11 protein-coding genes are annotated in these 14,571 nt (G+C 74.8%); 6 read left to right on the forward strand and 5 right to left on the reverse strand.

The genetic code is table 11. The features are described from left to right. Positions 1 to 262: 262 nt before the first annotated feature. From aceE to ACWCOM_RS04505, 6 genes are all read left to right on the forward strand, one after another. Entirely contained in the window at positions 263 to 3,001 is a 2,739-nt protein-coding gene (aceE, locus tag ACWCOM_RS04480) for a pyruvate dehydrogenase (acetyl-transferring), homodimeric type (protein ID WP_454547540.1), read from the forward strand. Positions 3,002 to 3,109: 108 nt separating this feature from the next. Beyond that, on the forward strand, positions 3,110 to 4,384 hold the full coding sequence (locus ACWCOM_RS04485; RefSeq protein WP_454547541.1) for a PucR family transcriptional regulator: 1,275 nt from the start codon (positions 3,110 to 3,112) through the stop codon (positions 4,382 to 4,384). Between the two features lie 78 nt (positions 4,385 to 4,462). Beyond that, positions 4,463 to 5,377, forward strand: coding sequence for an ACP S-malonyltransferase (locus ACWCOM_RS04490; RefSeq protein ID WP_454547542.1), 915 nt, complete (start codon positions 4,463 to 4,465; stop codon positions 5,375 to 5,377). Between the two features lie 111 nt (positions 5,378 to 5,488). Then, positions 5,489 to 6,556, forward strand: coding sequence for a beta-ketoacyl-ACP synthase III (locus ACWCOM_RS04495; protein ID WP_454547543.1), 1,068 nt, complete (start codon positions 5,489 to 5,491; stop codon positions 6,554 to 6,556). Positions 6,557 to 6,721: 165 nt separating this feature from the next. Further along, positions 6,722 to 6,967: an acyl carrier protein gene (locus ACWCOM_RS04500; RefSeq protein ID WP_156266516.1), complete on the forward strand. Its 246-nt coding sequence runs from the start codon at positions 6,722 to 6,724 to the stop codon at positions 6,965 to 6,967. A 112-nt stretch (positions 6,968 to 7,079) separates the two neighbouring features. Further along, positions 7,080 to 8,339 carry a beta-ketoacyl-[acyl-carrier-protein] synthase family protein gene (locus ACWCOM_RS04505; protein ID WP_454547544.1) on the forward strand — a complete coding sequence of 420 codons (1,260 nt, stop codon included), beginning with the start codon at positions 7,080 to 7,082 and terminating at the stop codon, positions 8,337 to 8,339. A gap of 106 nt (positions 8,340 to 8,445) precedes the next feature. Here the strand turns inward: ACWCOM_RS04505 and ACWCOM_RS04510 are convergent, their stop codons facing one another. The 5 genes from ACWCOM_RS04510 to ACWCOM_RS04530 form a co-directional block, all read right to left on the reverse strand. Then, positions 8,446 to 8,949: a DUF3145 domain-containing protein gene (locus ACWCOM_RS04510; protein WP_454547545.1), complete on the reverse strand. Its 504-nt coding sequence runs from the start codon at positions 8,947 to 8,949 to the stop codon at positions 8,446 to 8,448. Positions 8,950 to 9,235: 286 nt separating this feature from the next. Beyond that, complete coding sequence (locus tag ACWCOM_RS04515) at positions 9,236 to 10,186, reverse strand: tyrosine-type recombinase/integrase (protein WP_454547546.1); 951 nt, start codon at positions 10,184 to 10,186, stop codon at positions 9,236 to 9,238. A gap of 9 nt (positions 10,187 to 10,195) precedes the next feature. Continuing rightward, the gene (locus ACWCOM_RS04520) at positions 10,196 to 11,422 is read right to left on the reverse strand and encodes a DNA-processing protein DprA (RefSeq protein WP_454547547.1); all 1,227 of its coding nucleotides are present in this window, start codon (positions 11,420 to 11,422) and stop codon (positions 10,196 to 10,198) included. 50 nt (positions 11,423 to 11,472) lie between these two features. Continuing rightward, entirely contained in the window at positions 11,473 to 13,053 is a 1,581-nt protein-coding gene (locus ACWCOM_RS04525) for a YifB family Mg chelatase-like AAA ATPase (protein WP_454547548.1), read from the reverse strand. 224 nt (positions 13,054 to 13,277) lie between these two features. Then, positions 13,278 to 14,543 (reverse strand): hypothetical protein, encoded by a 1,266-nt coding sequence (locus tag ACWCOM_RS04530; protein ID WP_454547549.1) that lies wholly within the window; start codon positions 14,541 to 14,543, stop codon positions 13,278 to 13,280. Positions 14,544 to 14,571: the final 28 nt, after the last annotated feature.

Here is a 14,571-nt window from a genome sequence, read left to right on the forward strand (position 1 = left end):
CCCCCCGAATCGTGGGCCGCGCCCGCGTGTGACGGTCCGTCCCGGGTGTGGAAACATGGTGCCAACAGACACCCCGTACGCCTGGAAGACCCCGCCGGCGCGATCCGCGCGGCGGGCCGGTCCCCGGACGCCCCACCCCTCGGGTGGCGCCCGGGAAGCGGAACGGTCGGCGGGTATTTTGAGACTGTCGGAAACAGCCCGGCCGCGCTCGCGCGTGCGCTCGCCCGGGTCCGCCCGGCAACTCGACGAAGAGAGGTTCAACGTGCCTTCATCCAGCAACCACCACATCCTCAGTGGCTTGACCAACAACTTCAAGGACTCCGACACCGAGGAGACCCGGGAGTGGATCGAGTCCTTCGAGGGCCTGATCGAGACGCAGGGCACGGAACGGGCGCAGTACATCATGCGCGCCCTGCTCCAGCACGCCGGCGCCAAGAGCGTGGGCGTGCCGATGGTGACCACCACCGACTACGTCAACTCGATCCCCGTGGACCAGGAGCCGGAGTTCCCCGGCGACGAGGAGGTCGAGCGGCGCTACCGGGCGTACCTGCGCTGGAACGCGGCCGTGATGGTGCACCGCGCCCAGCGGCCCGAGATCGGGGTGGGCGGGCACATCTCCTCCTACGCCGGCGTGGCCACCCTCTACGAGGTGGGGCTCAACCACTTCTTCCGCGGCCCCGAGCACCCCGGCGGCGGCGACCAGGTGTTCTGGCAGGGCCACTCGGCCCCGGGCAACTACGCGCGCGCCTACCTGGAGGGCCGGCTCACCGAGGAGCAGCTGGACGCGTTCCGCCAGGAGAAGACGAAGGCGCCCCACGGGCTGTCCTCCTACCCCCACCCGCGGTCGATGCCGGACTTCTGGCAGTTCCCCACCGTCTCGATGGGCATCGGTCCCCTCAACGCGATCTACCAGGCCCAGTTCAACCGCTACCTGCACAACCGCGGCGTCAAGGACACCTCCGACCAGCGCGTCTGGGCCTTCCTGGGCGACGGTGAGATGGACGAGGTGGAGAGCCGCGGCGCGCTGCAGCTGGCCGCCAACGACAAGCTGGACAACCTCACCTTCGTGGTCAACTGCAACCTGCAGCGCCTGGACGGGCCGGTGCGCGGCAACGGCAAGATCGTCCAGGAGCTGGAGGCCTTCTTCCGCGGCGCCGGCTGGAACGTCATCAAGGTCCTCTGGGGCCGGGAGTGGGACCAGCTGCTCGCCAAGGACCGGGACGGCGAGCTGGTGCGGGTTATGAACGAGACCCTCGACGGCGACTACCAGACCTACAAGGCGGAGTCCGGCGGGTTCATCCGCGACCACTTCTTCGGCAAGTCCCCGGCCACCAAGGAGCTCGTGGCGGACATGAGCGACGACGAGATCTGGGAGCTCAAGCGCGGCGCGCACGACTACCACAAGGTCTACGCCGCCTACAAGGCCGCCGTGGAGCACAAGGGCCAGCCCACCGTCATCCTGGCCCAGGGCGTCAAGGGCTACGGGCTGGGCAGCCACTTCGAGGCCCGCAACGCCACCCACCAGATGAAGAAGCTGACCCTGGAGGACCTCAAGGCCTTCCGCGACCACCTGCGCATCCCGGTCTCCGACGCGCAGATCGAGGACGACCTCTACAACGCCCCCTACTACCACCCGGGCCCCGACGCCCCGGAGATCAAGTACCTCCTGGAGCGGCGCCGGGAGCTGGGCGGGTTCGTCCCGGACCGCCCGCACCAGCAGCAGGAGATCACGCTGCCCACCGACGCGGCCTACAAGTCCGCCAAGAAGGGCTCGGGCAAGCAGATGGCCGCCACCACCATGGCCTTCGTGCGCATCCTCAAGGACCTCCTGCGGGAGAAGGACTTCGGCCACCGGATCGTGCCGATCATCCCGGACGAGGCCCGCACCTTCGGAATGGACTCGTTCTTCCCCACGGCGAAGATCTACAACCCCAACGGGCAGAACTACCTCTCCGTGGACCGCGAGCTCATGCTCGCCTACAAGGAGTCCGAGCAGGGCGTCATCCTGCACCCCGGGATCAACGAGGCCGGTGCGAGCGCGGCGTTCACCGCCGCCGGCACCTCCTACGCCACCCACGGCGAGCCGATGATCCCGGTCTACATCTACTACTCGATGTTCGGCTTCCAGCGCACGGCCGACGAGTTCTGGGCGGCCGCCGACCAGCTGACCCGCGGCTTCCTCATCGGCGCGACCGCCGGGCGCACCACGCTCACCGGCGAGGGGCTCCAGCACGCCGACGGCCACTCCCCGATCCTGGCCTCGACCAACCCCGCGGTGGTCCACTACGACCCGGCCTACGGCTACGAGATCGCCCACATCGTCCGGCGCGGGATCGAGCACATGTACGGGACCCGGGACGAGGACCACGACGTCATGTACTACCTGACGGTCTACAACGAGCCCTACCAGCAGCCGGCCGAGCCGGAGGACGTGGACGTGGAGGGCATCCTCAAGGGCATCTACCTGCTCAAGCCCGCCGAGAAGGACGGGCCCCGGGCGCAGCTGCTCGCCTCCGGCGTGGCCGTGCCCTGGGCCCTGGACGCCCAGCGGATGCTCGCCGAGGACTGGGGCGTCTCCGCGGACGTGTGGTCGGTCACCTCGTGGGTGCAGCTGCGCCGCGACGGGCTCGCCGCCGAGAAGGAGTCCTTCCTCGACCCGGGCGAGGGGACGCGGACGCCGTTCGTGGCCCAGCAGCTCGCCGGGGCGACCGGGCCGATCGTGGCGTCGTCGGACTTCAGCTCGGACCTGCCGGACATGATCCGCCAGTTCGTGCCCAACGACTTCGCCACCCTCGGCACCGACGGCTTCGGCTTCGCCGACACCCGGCAGGGCGCGCGCCGCTTCTTCCACGTGGACTCGCACTCCATGGTGGTGCGCGCGCTGGAGATGCTCGCCAAGCGGGGCGAGGTCGACTGGCGCACCCCGGGCGAGGCGATCGAGAAGTACCGCCTGCACGACGTCAACGCCGGGACCTCGGGCAACGCCGGCGGCGACGCCTGAGCCGAGCCCACCGGCGCCCGACGGCGCCCCGGCCCCCCGTGCGGGTGGGCGGGGCGCCGTCGTCGTCACGGTCGGGGGCGGGCGGAGGCGTGCTCTAAGCTCGGGGGCATGGCAGGACAGGACGGGAACACCACCACGCGCTGGCTGCGCCCCTCGCGCAAGCGGCCCACCGACAGGTCCCGTCCGGTCACCCCGCCGCACCCGAAGACCCTCGAGAACCTCAAGGCGAACCTGGGGGCGATCTCGACGGTCGCCACCCGGCGCCTCGAGACGGACCTCGGCTGGTTCGAGGAGCTGCGCGCCGACGAGCGCTCCGAGCTGGGGCTCGTGGCCCAGCGCGGCATCACCTCCTTCGTGCGCTGGTACGAGGACCCGGAGGAGCCCCTGTGGGTGCTCACGCAGGTCTTCCGCAGCGCCCCGACCGAGCTGACCCGGTCCATCTCGCTGCAGCACGCGCTGCAGCTGCTGCGAATCGTGGTCGACGTGGTCGAGGAGAAGGTCCCCGAGCTCGCCAAGCACCACGACGAGGCCGCGCTGCGCGAGGCCGTGCTGCGGTACTCGAGGGAGATCGCCTTCGCCGCCGCCGACGTCTACGCGCGGGCCGCCGAGAACCGGGGGTCCTGGGACGCCCGCCTGGAGTCCCTGGTGGTCGACGGGATCCTGCGGGGTGAGCACTCCGACTCCCTGCGCTCCCGGGTCGCGGCCCTGGGCTGGGCCTCGACCGGGCCGGTGACCGTGCTCACCGGTTCCGCGCCGGAGGCCACCGGCCCCGCCACGGTGGCCCGGCTGCGGCGGCTGGCGGCCCGCCACGCCCAGGACTCCCTCGTCTCCATCCAGGGCGACCGGCTGGTGCTCATCCTCGGCGGTCTGCTCGAGCGCGAGACCGCCCTGGAGAAGCTCACCGCCGCGTTCGGGCCCGGCCCGGTCGCCTACGGCCCGGAGTCCCCCACGATCTTCGAGGCGGGCCGCTCCGCCCGGCTCGCCCACGCGGCCCTGTCCGTGGCCCCGGCCTGGCCGGCCGCGCCGCGCCCGGTGCACTCCGAGGACCTGTGGCCCGAGCGGGCCATGGCCGGGGACGAGGCCGCGCGCGCGGCGATGATCGAGTCGGTGTACCGCCCGCTGACCCGCTCGGCCACCGGGCTGGCCGAGACCCTGTCCGCCTACGTCTCCGTGGGCCACTCCCTGGAGGCCACCGCCCGGGAGCTGTTCGTCCACGCGAACACGGTCCGCTACCGGCTGCGCCGGATCTGCGACCTCACCGGCTGGGACCCGCTGGTGCCCCGGGACGCGTTCGTGCTGCACTGCGCCCTGCTCGCCGGGCGGCTGGCCGACTCCTGCGCCCCGCTCGACACCTCCGCACCCGCCGCGGCGCCGGTCTTGTAGCTTCCCTACAAACAGCACCGCGCGGGTTGGTGGTCTCCGCGCCCGCGCCGGGCGCGGCTTCCTTGCCAAGCTGTGAGGGTGATCGCGATCGTCTGCCCCGGACAGGGCTCCCAGAAACCCGGCTTCCTCACCGAGTGGCTCGCCCTCGACGGCGTGCGCCCCCACCTCGAGCGGCTGGGTGAGGCCGCCGGCCTGGACCTCGTGCACTACGGGACCGAGGCGGACGAGGAGACCATCAAGGACACCGCCGTGGCCCAGCCGCTCATCGTGGCCGCCGGGCTCGTGGCCGGCCGGCTGCTGGCCGACCGGATCGGCGCCGGACGGGAGGACCTGGTCCTCGCGGGGCACTCCGTCGGGGAGATCACCGCCGCCGCCCTGGCCGGCGTGCTCACCGAGGAGGACGCGATGGCGTTCGTCCGGACCCGCGCCAACGCCATGGCCGAGGCCGCCGCCGCCGTGCCCACCGGCATGAGCGCCGTCCTGGGCGGGAAGGAGGACGAGGTCCGCGACGCCATCGGTGCGGCCGGGCTCACCGCCGCCAACGCCAACGGCGGCGGGCAGATCGTCGCCGCCGGCACGCTCGAGCAGCTCGCCGCCCTCGCCGAGCACCCGCCCGCCCGGGCGCGCGTCGTGCCCCTGAAGGTCGCCGGGGCGTTCCACACCGAGCACATGGCCCCGGCCCTGGAGCCCCTGCGCGAGCTCGTGGCGGGCCTGTCCCCCGCCGACCCCGTGCACCCCCTGCTCTCCAACGCCGACGGCGCCCCCGTCGCCTCCGGCGCGGCGGCCCTCGACGCGCTCGTGGCCCAGGTCTGCCGCCCGGTCCGCTGGGACCTGTGCATGCAGACGCTGCTGGAGCGCGGCGTCGGGCAGCTCGTCGAGCTGCCGCCGGCCGGCACCCTGGTCGGCCTGGCCAAGCGGGGCATGAAGGGCGTCCCGGCGCTGGCCGTGAACTCCGCGGAGGACCTGGAGCAGGCCCGGAGTATTCTTGTCTGACGTCCGCCCGCGCACCCGGTGCGCAGCACGTCCCGAGGCCGGAGCAGCCGCCCCGCCCCGCCCAGCAGGCCCGACCGCCGCGCCCGGCCGCACGAAGGAGCAACGACCCCTGTGGTGACCCTGAAGCAGCAGCAGACCAACGCGCACTCCCGCATCCTCGGCCTCGGGGTCTACCGCCCGGACGTGGTCGTGACCAACGACGACGTGTGCCAGTGGATCGAGTCCTCGGACGAGTGGATCCAGCAGCGCACCGGCATCAGGACCCGGCACCGCGCCGCCGAGGAGGTGAGCGTGCTCGACATGTCCGAGCTCGCCGCCCGCGAGGCACTGGCCGCCGCCGGGATCGAGGCCGGGCAGCTGGGCGGGGTGATCGTCTCCACGATCTCCTTCCCCTACCTGACCCCCTCGGCGGCCGCGGCCCTCGCCGACCGGCTGGGAGCCACCCCGGCCCCCGCCTTCGACATCTCCGCGGCCTGCGCCGGGTACTGCTACGGCATCGCCCAGGCCGACGCCCTGGTGCGCTCCGGGGCGGCCGACTACGTGCTGGTCATCGGCGTGGAGAAGCTCTCCGACGTCATCGACAACGGCGAGCGCTCCATCTCGTTCCTGCTCGGCGACGGCGCCGGCGCCGCGGTGGTCGGCCGCTCCGAGACCCCCGGCATCGGCCCGTCCGTGTGGGGCTCGGACGGCTCCAAGTGGGACGCCATCCGGATGACCCACCCGCTCACCGACATCCGCGCCGTGGAGCAGGGCCGGGAGCGCACCCCCGCCCCCGACCTGCTCGACCCGGAGACCGGTGAGATGCGCGAGGACGCGACCCTGTGGCCCACCCTGCGCCAGGACGGCCAGACGGTCTTCCGCTGGGCCTCGTGGGAGGTCGCCAAGCGGGCCCAGGAGGCCATGGACGTGGCCGGGGTGGGCCCCGAGGACCTCAGCGCCTTCATCCCGCACCAGGCGAACATGCGCATCATCGACCAGATGGCCAAGACCCTCAAGCTACCGGACTCCGTGGTCATCGCCCGGGACATCGCCGACGCCGGCAACACCTCCGCCGCGTCCGTCCCGCTGGCCACGCACCGGCTGCTCGCCGAGCACCCGGAGCTGTCCGGCAAGCTGGCCCTGCAGATCGGCTTCGGCGCCGGGCTGGTCTACGGGGCGCAGGTCGTCGTCCTCCCCTGATCCCCGGCGGCGCGGGGCCGCTGCGACTCGTCGTAGGGTTGAACCGCACACCCGATGTCCCCCGGCCCGGCCGCACGGCCTGACCGGGACAGACGCGCCCGGCACCCGTCCGGGAGCGCCCGTCACCACCGGCTGCCCCGGCAGCCGCAGAGAAAGGAAGCCACCATGGCGAGCAAAGAGGAAATCCTGACCGGCCTGGCGGAGATCGTCAACGAGGAGACCGGTCTGGAGACCGAGGCGGTCCAGCTCGAGAAGTCCTTCACCGAGGACCTGGACATCGACTCCATCTCGATGATGACCATCGTCGTCAACGCCGAGGAGAAGTTCGACGTGACCATCCCCGACGAGGAGGTCAAGAACCTCAAGACCGTCGAGGACGCCGTCAACTTCATCGACAACGCCCAGGCCTGATCCGGCCGGTCGTCAGCGGGACGCGGCGGGGCGCAGGAACCGCCGCGTCCCGCCGACCCGCACCCGGGCGGGCCGCCCACCGCTTCATCCCAGGACACGAGGAAGTGCAGTCATGACCCGCAAAGTAGTCGTCACCGGCCTCGGTGCCACCACCCCGATCGGTGGCACCGTCCCCGAGCTGTGGCGCAGCGCCACCACCGGCGTCTCCGGTGTCCGCGCCATCGAGCACGACTGGGTGGACACCTACGATCTCAGCGTGCGGATCGCCGCGCCCGTCTCGACCCCCGCCGGGGAGGTGCTCTCCCGGGTGGAGGCCAAGCGCCTGGACCCCTCGGGTCAGCTGTCGGTCATCGCCGCCCGCGAGGCCTGGGCGGACGCCGGGTTCTCCGGCTCCAACGCCGAGGACTCCGAGGAGGTCGACCCCGACCGTTTCGCGGTCGCCTTCGGCACCGGCATCGGCGGCGTCTGGACCCTGCTCGACGCCTACGACACCCTGCAGAAGCGCGGGGCCCGCCGCGTCATGCCGCTGACCGTGCCCATGCTCATGCCCAACGGCAACGCCGCGGCCGTCGGCATGGACCTCAAGGCCCGCGCCGCCTCGATCACCCCCGTCTCGGCCTGCGCCTCCGGCACGGAGGCGTTCTACCAGGGCATGAACCTCATCCGCTCCGGCAAGGCGGACCTCGTGGTGGTCGGCGGGGCCGAGTCCGCGATCCACCCCGTGACCATCGCCGCGTTCTCCTCCATGCAGGCGCTGTCCAAGCGCAACGACGAGCCCCAGCGCGCGTCCCGGCCCTACGACACGGCCCGCGACGGCTTCGTGATGGGCGAGGGCGCCGGCGCCGTGGTGCTCGAGTCCGAGGAGCACGCCGCGGCCCGCGGCGCCCGCGTCTACGCGGAGCTGGCCGGAGCCGGCCTGACCTCCGACGCCTACCACATCACCGCGCCCGACGACGAGGGCCGCGGCGCGGCCCGCGCCCTCGACGAGGCCATGCAGACCGGCGGCTTCGCCCCGGCCGACATCCGGCACGTCAACGCCCACGCCACCTCCACCCCCCGGGGCGACGCCCCCGAGGCCGGTGCCCTGCGGCGGGCCTTCGGCTCGGCCGTGGACGATATGTGCGTCTCCGCCACCAAGTCCATGACCGGGCACCTGCTGGGCGGCTCCGGCGCCGTGGAGGCCGTGCTGACCGTCCTCGCCGTGCACCACCGCACCGCGCCGTGCACCATCAACCTGGAGAACCAGGACCCGGAGATCGACCTCGACGTCGTCACGGACGCCCGGGAGCTGCCGGCCGGGGACTTCGTCGCCGTGTCCAACTCCTTCGGCTTCGGCGGGCACAACGCCGTCGCCGCGTTCCGCACGGTCTGACCGGTTCGACCGATCCATCCGGCACACGCCACGAGGGTCGCCCCGCAGCGCGGGGCGACCCTCATGGCGTGTCCGGCTCCCGGAGGCGGAGCCGGACCGGACGGGCTCAGCCGACCCGGTGCAGCCAGCGCACCGGGGCGCCCTCCGCGGCGTGCCGGAACGGCTCCAGCTCCTCGTCCCAGGCCTCGCCGAGGGCCAGCGAGAGCTCGTTGATCACCAGCAGCGGATTGCCGGCCGCGGTCTCGTAGGCGTAGCGGATCCGGTCCTCGGAGACCATGATGTTGCCGGCGGCGTCCGTGGTGGCGTGGAAGATCCCGAGCTCGGGGGTGAAGGACCAGCGCGCGCCGTCGTGGCCGCGGGAGGGGTTCTCCGTCACCTCGAACCGCAGCCGGCCCATCGTGCGCAGGGCCGAGGCCAGCAGCGCGCCGGTGCCGGCGGGGCCCGACCACTCCAGCTCGGCGCGCACCGCGCCCGGTTCGGCGTTCTGCTGGGTCCACTCGAGCTCCGTGCGCTGGCGCGCGACCGACTCCAGCGCCCACTGGATGTGCGGGCACAGCGCCTGTGGCGCGGAGTGCACGTAGAGCACTCCGCGCGTGGTGGGTGAAGACATGACCTGCTCCTCCGTCGTGTAGGTACGTCTTCCCCAACGTCCTGCACAGCGACGGCCCCACCTGCCCGGCCGCGGCGTGCGGGCCGTTCCCGGGCGATGCGATTGTGCGGCCGGCCGGTGTCCCGCGGGGATTCGAGGCCCGCACGGCGTCCGGTCCGCCCGGTGCCGCATCCGCCGCCCCGGTCCGGGACGGTGGATACACCACACATCTCATTCAACTGCACGGTTTCCGGGGTCGTCAACCTGCGCGGCGTCGTGCGGGCGCCCGCGCACGGACGGCACGGGCTCAGGCGCGGGGATGCGCCTGGCGGTACACGGCGCCGAGCCGGTCCACGGAGACGTGCGTGTAGATCTGCGTGGTGGCCACGGAGGCGTGGCCCAGCAGCTCCTGCACGGTGCGCAGGTCCGCGCCGCCGTCCACGAGGTGGGTGGCCGCGGAGTGGCGCAGCGCGTGGGGCCCGCGCGCCGCGGTGTCCGGGACCGTGCCGAGCTCGCGCTCCACGACGCGGCGGACCTGCCGGACATCGATCCGTCCGCCCCGGGAGCCGAGGAAGAGCGCCGGACCGCTGCCGGCCGTGGCCAGCCGCGGTCTGCGGTCCAGCCAGGTCTGCAGCGCCTCGTCGGCGGGACGGCCGAACGGCACGGTGCGCTGCTTGTCGCCCTTGCCGATCACGGTGAGGACCCGCCGGCTGCGGTCGAGGTCGTCGACGTCGGCGCCCGCAAGCTCGCTCACCCGGGCCCCGGTGGCGTAGAGCAGCTCCAGGAGGGCCCGGTCGCGGGCCCTCAGTGCGGCCTCCACCCCGGAGGCGGCCGGGTCGGCGGCGCGCCCGGCGAGGTCGTCGAGCAGGGCCCGCATCCCGTCGGCGGGCACGACGTCCGGGAGGTGGCGCTGCCGCCGGGGCGCCACGAGCCGCAGGCTCGGGTCGGCGCCCACGAGTCCGGTGGCGGCGGCCCAGCCGAAGAAGCCGCGCACCGAGGCCGTCCAGCGGGCCATCGAGGAGCGTCCCGCCCCGTCCGCGTGCCGGGTGGCGAGCCACGCCCGGAGCATGTCCAGGTCCACGGCCGCGGGCGTGGCGACGGCGTACCGCTCGTGCAGCCAGGCGAACAAGGCCCGCAGGTCCGAGGTGTAGGCGCCGACGGTGCGGGGACTGCGGGCCCGCTCGTGCCTCAGGTGCTCCGCGTACCGCTCCAGGGCGCGGATCACGGCCGTCGGCAGCGGGGCGGGGGCGGTGCTCATGGGGCGAGTCTAGCGACGGCGGCGCCAGCCCTCCTCCGACTCCTCGGCCAGCCCGCGCTCCTCGAGCCGGCGCAGTCCGCCGAGCACCTCGCGCGCGGACAGGCCGGCGACCCGCACGAGCCGGTCCGGTCGGCTGCGCGCCGACAGCGGCAGCGCGTCCAGCAGCACGCGGTCGGGCTGCGAGAGCCCGTCCACCACCGCGGCCCGCTCCTGCCCGGCGTCGGCGGGCTCCGCGGCCGCCGCGACGGTGCCCAGCGGCTGGAGCAGCTCCAGCACCTCCTCGACGTCGGTGACCAGCACGGCGCTGCCCTCCCGGACGAGGCGGTGGCACCCGGCGGAGGTCCCCGCGAGGACGCTGCCGGGGACGGCGCCGACCGGTCGGCTGAGGGCGTCCGCGTGGTGGGCGGTGTTCTGGGCGCCCGAGCGCCACCGGGCCTCGACGACCACGGTCCCCGCCGAGAGGGCGGCGATGATCCGGTTGCGCTGCAGGAAGCGGTAGCGGCTGGGCGTGCACCCCGGCGACGCCTCGCTCAGCAGCAGCCCGGAGGCCTCGACGCCGCGGAGCAGCTCGTCGTTGCCGCGCGGATAGAGCCGGTCGATGCCGCCGGCCATGACCGAGACCGTGGGCGGGGTGCCCGTGCCGGCGGCCAGGGCCGCGGTGTGGGCGGCCTGGTCGATCCCGTAGGCGCCCCCGGAGACCACGGTCCAGCCGCGCGCGGCCAGGGCGCCGGCAAGGTCCAGGGCGATCCCGCGGCCGTAGCCGGAGCAGTCGCGGGAGCCGACCACGGCCACCGCGCGGCCGGCGGGGAACCGCAGCAGCCGGCGCCGGCCCCGGCCCCACAGCCCGACCGGCTGGAACAGCCCCAGGTCGGCCAGTGCCGCCGGCCAGTCCGGGTCCTCCGGCACCGCGAACCACGCCCCGGCCCGGGCCGCCGCGGCGAGGTCCGCGGCGGGGTCCAGCCCGGCGGCGCGGCCGGACCAGCGCTCCAGGGCGCGGCGCAGGTCGACCTGCCGGGGGGCGTACCCGGCCTCCGCCCCGGCCCGGACGAGGGCGGCGTGCTCGGCCGCGCCGACGACCCGCCGCCCGGCCGCGACCTCGAGGGCCGCGACCGGTCCGAGTGCGGCCAGCAGGAGCATGGCGGTGGGGTCCGTGGGCTCCACGAGGCGGCAGAGCCCGGCGCGGGCGAGCCGCACGCCGTCGTCGGCGGGGCGGGGTGCGGACGGGTCGGGGTGCATGGTCGGTCCTCTTCTCGGTCCTCTGCTCGGCGGTCGGGTCGCTGCCGCGCTCAGGCCGGCACGAGCGAGCGGAAGTACAGGGCGGTGTCGACGTCGTCGGGCGCCGGCGCGCCGCGGCCGTCGAGGTCCGCGAGCGTCCAGGCCACGCGCAGCACCCGCTGGTGCCCCCGAGCCGTCAGGGCCCCGCGGTCCATGGCCCGCTCCAGCGGCGCGGTGACGGCCCGCGGCGGGCGCAGGGGCCCGTGCAGGATGCCGGTCCCGAGCTCGGCGTTGGTGCGCAGGCCCAGCCGGCGAAGGCGGTCGGCCTGCGCGCCGCGGGCGGCGGCGACCCGGACGGCGACGGCGGAGGTCGGCTCCGCGCCGCCCGCCCCGGAGGCGAGCTCCCCGTAGGAGACCCTGGGCACGGAGATCTGCAGGTCCACCCGGTCCAGCAGCGGGCCGCTGAGCCTGCCGAAGTACGACCGGCGCACGCGCGGGGTGCAGGTGCAGTCCGCCCCGCGGCCTCCGGACTGCCCGCACGGGCACGGGTTCGCGGCGAGCACCAGCTGGAACCGGGCGGGATAGACGGCCGAGGCCACCGCCCGGTCGATCGTCACCCGCCCGCTCTCCAGCGGCTGGCGCAGGGCGTCGATCACGCCCCGGTCGAACTCCGGCGCCTCGTCGAGGAACAGCACGCCGTGGTGGGCGCGCGAGGCGGCGCCCGGCCGCGGGATCCCCGTCCCGCCCCCGAACAGGGCCGCCGAGGACACGGTGTGGTGCGGCGCCTCGAAGGGCGGGCGCCGGATCAGCGCGGTGCGCCGCTGCGCAGGGCCGCCGAGGGAGTGGATCGCGGTGACCTCCATGGCGGCGTCGTCCTCGAGGTCGGGCAGCAGCCCGGGCAGCCGTTCGGCCAGCATCGTCTTGCCGGAGCCGGGCGGGCCGACCATGAGCAGGTGGTGCCCGCCCGCGGCGGCGATCTCCAGGGCCAGCCGGCCGTCCTCCTGACCGGCGACGTCGGCCAGGTCGGGACCCGCCTGGCCCGCCGGTCCCCCGGCCGTCCCCTCCGGCGCCGTCCCGCCGGTCCCGGAGGGACCGGCCGCGGAGGGGTCGTCGCCGGCCGGTGCGGGGCGGCGTAGCCCCTGTGGATCCGCGCCGGCGGCGGCGAGCACCTCGGCGAGACAGCCGTAGCCCGCCACCCGGGCGCCGGGGACCAGGGCGGCCTCGGCCGCGTTGGCCTCGCAGACGACGATCCGCTCGTGCCCGGCCCGCACCGCCGCCATGACCGCCGGCAGGATCCCGCGCACCGGGCGCAGCGCCCCGTCCAGGCCGAGCTCGGCCAGGAAGACCGTGCGGCCGGTGCCGGGCACGGAGCCGGCGGCCTGCAGCGCGCTCAGGACGATGGCGAGGTCGAAGAGCGAGCCGCGCTTGGGCAGGGTCGCGGGGGTCAGGTTGACCGTGAGCTTGCGCGGGCTCAGCGGCATGCCGCTGTTGCGCGCCGCGGCCCGCAGCCGCTCGCGCGCCTCGTTGAGGGCCGCGTCCGGCAGGCCGACGATCGAGAAGGCGGGCAGGGTCTGGCCGATGTCGGCCTCCACCTCCACCATCGCCCCGTCCAGGCCCACGAGTGCCACCGCCCAGGTGCGCGCGAAGCCCATCACCGGTCCCCCGTGCGCACCGGGTGCATCGGGGCGACGCACCGGCTCCCGGCGGGGCCGGGAACGGTGTGCGCTCGGCGGCGGTGCGGGACGGCGGCCCGGTATCGGGCGGGGTCGAGGTCGTCGGCGCGGTGCGGTCGGCTCGGGTGCATGCCGGCCATGCTCCCCCGTGCGGCACGGACCCCGGTGGACCGGCAGGCCCCGCTGTGGAGGCGCCCGGCGGGTCAGGCGGGATAGCCCCAGCTGGGGAGCGAGGACGAGGGCGTGGGCGTGGGCTCGGCGGTGGGCGTGGGGGTAGCGGGAGACGTGGGTCCAGCCGGGGCCGGGGAGGCCCGGGTGACCGGCTCCGGGGGCCAGAGTCGGCGCCCGGTGGGGCTCGAGGACGCCGACGGGGTGGGACCGGGCGTCGCCCCCGGCGCCCCGGCGGCTGGGGCGAGTTCCCCGGTGGGAGACGGTGAGGGGGCAGGCACCGGAGCGGGCGGCGCGGTCGGCTCCGGCGACGGTGTGGGCACCGGGGCGGGCGGTGCCGTCGGCACGGGCAGCGGTTCGGCCACGGGCGCGCAGGCGGCGTTCCAGGCGGTCTGCTGCACCGGCCCGGACGGATCGGCGGCGTCGCTGCAGTCGGGCACGTACACGGGAGCGGGCTCGGCAACGGGTTCCGGAGCGGGCGCGGGAGCCGGCTCGGGCGCGGTCGTGGGCGCGGCGGGCGGCGCGGCAGGAGGCTGCGCCGGCCGGGCCGCCGGCTGGGCCGGCTCGGCCGGGGCCGGCTGCGCCTCGACGCGTTCCCGCGGGGCCGGCTCCGGGGCCCCCGCGCGGTACTGGCGCTGGACGGGTCCGTGGCCGACCGGCTCCGGTAACAGGGCGCGCTCGTTCGGGTACGGGGAGAGCTCGATGTCGTCGAAGCTGACCGGCAGGCGCTCGAAGTCCCCGATCATCAGCTCGCGGCCTTCGGCGCCGGCCGGGACGGAACCGGTGTACTGCCCGATGAGCTCGTGGGTGCGGGCGTCCAGCTCCGCGCCCCTCGCCGCGTCCAGCGGCGTGCCGTCGGCCCGCCAGTAGCCGCCTTCGGGGGACCGGTTGGGATCCCACTCGGCGAGCACCTCGGCGGCGGGCTCGAAGGGGAACTGGCCGCCCTCGTGGCTGATCACCTTCAGGTCGTCGATCTCCACGGCCCGCGTGCCCTCGGTGTTGTCGATGTGCAGCTCGACGTAGGTCACGGGTTCGACGTGGAGGTCCTGGCGCAGGCGCTCCACCCCGTCGTCGGGGGCGGGCACGGTCGGCAGGTCGAAGGAGATCACGGCGCCCTCCTCCGTGGTGAGGGCGTAAGGACCCGGGGTCAGTCCGCTGGGGGCGGTCGTCACGGTCCCCGGCTGGGCGACCATCTCGGGCTCGGGCTCCGTCGCCGCGCGGCAGCCCGTGGCGGACAGCGCGACGGCCGCGGCGAGCACCGCGGCACGACGCGCGGGAGTGACGGGTCCCGCAGCGACCACAGCGCACCTCCGACGTTCTCCCGGTTGT

The organism is Kocuria sp. KH4, assembly GCF_053711175.1.

Bases quoted from the DNA above. Each gene is read 5' to 3' on its own strand.
- ACWCOM_RS04500 (WP_156266516.1), top strand. From the start codon at position 6,722: ATGGCGAGCAAAGAGGAAATCCTGACCGGCCTGGCGGAGATCGTCAAC.
- ACWCOM_RS04520 (WP_454547547.1), bottom strand. From the start codon at position 11,422: ATGCACCCCGACCCGTCCGCACCCCGCCCCGCCGACGACGGCGTGCGG.
- ACWCOM_RS04485 (WP_454547541.1), top strand. From the start codon at position 3,110: ATGGCAGGACAGGACGGGAACACCACCACGCGCTGGCTGCGCCCCTCG.
- ACWCOM_RS04515 (WP_454547546.1), bottom strand. From the start codon at position 10,186: ATGAGCACCGCCCCCGCCCCGCTGCCGACGGCCGTGATCCGCGCCCTG.
- ACWCOM_RS04510 (WP_454547545.1), bottom strand. From the start codon at position 8,949: ATGTCTTCACCCACCACGCGCGGAGTGCTCTACGTGCACTCCGCGCCA.
- ACWCOM_RS04505 (WP_454547544.1), top strand. From the start codon at position 7,080: ATGACCCGCAAAGTAGTCGTCACCGGCCTCGGTGCCACCACCCCGATC.
- ACWCOM_RS04525 (WP_454547548.1), bottom strand. From the start codon at position 13,053: ATGGGCTTCGCGCGCACCTGGGCGGTGGCACTCGTGGGCCTGGACGGG.